4 protein-coding genes and 1 pseudogene are annotated in these 3,007 nt (G+C 49.1%); 4 read left to right on the forward strand and 1 reads right to left on the reverse strand.

The window, feature by feature from the left end; all coding sequences use genetic code 11:
* Together IQ273_RS34225 and IQ273_RS32045 are read left to right on the forward strand one after the other, a co-directional pair.
* A pseudogene (locus IQ273_RS34225) lies at positions 1-212 on the forward strand (IS4 family transposase); the annotation flags it as partial.
* Between the two features lie 58 nt (positions 213-270).
* Complete coding sequence (locus tag IQ273_RS32045) at positions 271-708, forward strand: zinc-binding dehydrogenase (protein WP_194027129.1); 438 nt, start codon at positions 271-273, stop codon at positions 706-708.
* A 213-nt stretch (positions 709-921) separates the two neighbouring features.
* Here the strand turns inward: IQ273_RS32045 and IQ273_RS32050 are convergent, their stop codons facing one another.
* Positions 922-1,476 carry a PadR family transcriptional regulator gene (locus tag IQ273_RS32050; RefSeq protein WP_194027130.1) on the reverse strand — a complete coding sequence of 185 codons (555 nt, stop codon included), beginning with the start codon at positions 1,474-1,476 and terminating at the stop codon, positions 922-924.
* A gap of 124 nt (positions 1,477-1,600) precedes the next feature.
* Here IQ273_RS32050 and IQ273_RS32055 point away from each other — a divergent pair, with 124 nt between their 5' ends.
* Both IQ273_RS32055 and IQ273_RS32060 read left to right on the forward strand, forming a co-directional pair.
* Positions 1,601-2,494 carry a pirin family protein gene (locus tag IQ273_RS32055; RefSeq protein ID WP_194027131.1) on the forward strand — a complete coding sequence of 298 codons (894 nt, stop codon included), beginning with the start codon at positions 1,601-1,603 and terminating at the stop codon, positions 2,492-2,494.
* The gene (locus tag IQ273_RS32060) at positions 2,487-2,891 is read left to right on the forward strand and encodes a hypothetical protein (RefSeq protein ID WP_194027132.1); all 405 of its coding nucleotides are present in this window, start codon (positions 2,487-2,489) and stop codon (positions 2,889-2,891) included. Before IQ273_RS32055 ends, IQ273_RS32060 begins: the two co-directional genes overlap by 8 nt.
* The last annotated feature ends 116 nt before the right edge of the window (positions 2,892-3,007 follow it).

The raw sequence follows: 3,007 nt of genomic DNA on the forward strand, positions 1-3,007 counted from the left end.
GGAGTCGTCTGGATTGGCATGGCGACCGGGGCTTGAGTTTTCTGCAACTCGGTTTGCGGGAACTGGCTCGGCTTTGCTACGAGCGTTTGCCCTTGCCCATCCTCCAAGCCTTGCCTAAGGGCAATCCACCGCCCGCTTGCGCCTCTCAATGCAAGCGAGACGCCCTAGACTGTCGCATTGAGTTCGCTAGGGTCCTCACATTCTCATGGTGAGACTGCCCTAAGTTTTCTGCACCACTAAGGTCAGATAGCACGGCATCTAGGGTTAAAAGTGATTTCCCCTATATCACCTCACTTAGCAGAAGAAGCACGTACCCAAGGGGTTGAATGGGCGGTTCCATTTGACCAAAGCTTGAACAATGCTGTTCGTGAAGTAGTACGTGAAGGCGTTGATGGGGCGATCGATCTGGTTGGGGCAGACATTGCCCATCAGACTTTCAGTGCCGTGAAGAATGGTGGAGCTTATACAACCGTACTTCCAGAATGGTGGAAGCCAGGAGGTCCTTACACTGAAGATCGAACCATCAAACCAATCGTGGTAGAAAATAAACCCAATCAAGCTGACTTGTCTAAGCTAGTTGAATGGTTGAATCTTGGTGTTTTATCTCCTCGAATTGAGCAGACATTCTCATTAGCTCAAACGGCAGAAGCACACAGACTGCATGAAAAGCCTGGTTTGACTCGGAAGCTAATCATAGAGAATGCGTAGAAGATTTTCTTCAGCTAGGCATCGCTTTCACCTAAAACGAACTCAATTACCTATTCGCCAGCCAACAAACACGGAGGATGATCATGTCTATATCGGAATTATCATGCCTAATTTTGACTGTACTCCGTTAAGTTGATAATGCCGTCGTAGCCAATGCTTGAATTTTTGTTGACTTTCCATCGCAATATATTTAAAGGAATTTACGTTGATTGGCTACGGATTGTTGCGATCGCGCAGCGTGTGCACAGCATGTATAACCTTTTCCAACCAATCTAAGTAAGTCTGTTCCCGTTGCTTCACCAAGTCCAAAACCAGTTGATGCAGTTTTTGTTCACGCGATGCAGTCGGATTGCTCAAAGATAGAGCCTCGATCGCCTCACACTGGGCTAGCTTTTCTTGCCGTACTTCTAGTTCCTGCTTTAGCAAATCCACGATAGCCTCGTTAGGCAACTGAGCCGCCAAATAGAGTTGCACCAGCAACGGCTCTCGCAACACAGGCAACGGATGATGCGTTTGAAGCCATTGGGTTAACTCTGTTTCACCGGCTTTGGTAATTCGGTAAACCTTGCGATTGGGGCGATCGTGCTGAATCTCAACCGTACAGGTAATCCATGCCTGGGACTCCAGTTTGTCTAAAGTCCGATAAATCTGGGCCTGATCGGCTGGCCACAGATGGGAAATGCAATCGTCAAAGCACTCGGTTTTGAGGTCGTAGCCGGTCCGCTCCTGTTGCTGGAGCAGACCCAGAATCACGTGGGCAAGAGACATAGGCAGTTTACCGAACGAACAGGGAGGACAAGCCCTACCCATAGAATTTATATCTTTCTACGTTAATATATGACTAATCATATATGAGACAAGTCTTATAAACTGTCTGCCTGGAGGCAACTGTATGACAACTCAAACTCAAACACTCCGAACCGTTGCTGGAATCATTAATAGTGTAGAAACGTTTGAAGGAGCAGGATTCCTGGTGCGTCGTCCTTTTCCCAAGAGTAGCTTTTCCGAGTTTGACCCCTTTCTCCTCCTCGATGAATTGGGTCCCGTGAATCAGAAGCCCGGCCAAGCAAAGGGCGCACCGGATCATCCTCATCGTGGCTTTGAAACCGTCAGCTACATCTTGGATGGACGGCTGGAACACAAGGACTCGGTCGGTCATGCCGGACTGCTCAATCCCGGTGATGTGCAGTGGATGACCGCTGGGGCAGGCGTCGTGCATTCCGAAATGCCAGAAGCTGAGTTTACCCGCACGGGTGGGCGGCTGCACGGCATCCAACTATGGGTCAACTTGCCGCAGCGAGACAAGTTGATTGCGCCGCGCTATCAGGAAATTCCATCAGCGCAGATTCCGGTGGCTCAGACCAACGATGGGAGCGTGACGGTGCGCGTGATTGCGGGAGAAGCGTTGGGGGCGAAAGCGGTGATTGAAACCCGCACCCCCATTATCTACCTGCATTTCACACTACAACCGGGATCAAGCATGGTTCAACCGGTACCGAAGGAGTACAACGCCTTTACCTATGTCCTTGATGGATCTGGTTTGTTTGGCACTGACCAGGAACGGGGTGAGGATGGGCAAATGGTGATTTTTGCACCGGATGGTGAGGAAGTGGCGATCGCCAATCCTGCAGATGCCGCCCAACCTCTTGATCTACTGTTGATTGCTGGAGTGCCGCTGAATGAACCTGTGGTGCGCTATGGTCCCTTTGTGATGAACACTGAAGCCGAAATACTGCAGGCGATCGACGATTACCGAAATGGAAGGATGGGACATATTCATGCTTAACACGCTTCAAAACCGCATGACCCAACATCAACTGCTGACCAATATACGCATCAAGTTATTGCATTTGCATAAACTGTTGTTGGAGACAGAGCGTATTCGTTACGAACAGGTGCGCGGACGGGTCTCTAAAGGTGAATTGCTGCAACTGGTGATCAATCACGATCAGTTTGCCTGGTTACATCGTCTCTCAGAATTGATTGTGCAAATTGATGAGTTAATCTACTCTGATGAGCCGATCACCTCAGAGGCGATCGCTGCTCTCATTGCTGATATTCAGATTCTACTCACACCTGATGAAGTTGGAAATGACTTTGCTGTGAAGTATGATATGGCACTTCAGCGTAACCCCGATGTGGTGTTAGCGCATGCTGATGTGGTCACAATGCTAAGTAGCTAGGCGCATTTAAACATAAAACGTTCTAGCTGATAATTTCCAGCTTTACTACGCGCTTCCATGCCGTCAATGACGGTCATGGCCAAGTCATATTCGTTATCAAACATCTGACCGGCAAT

The sequence above is a fragment of the Nodosilinea sp. LEGE 07298 genome, from assembly GCF_015207265.1.
Taxonomy (GTDB): Bacteria; Cyanobacteriota; Cyanobacteriia; order Phormidesmidales; family Phormidesmidaceae; genus Nodosilinea.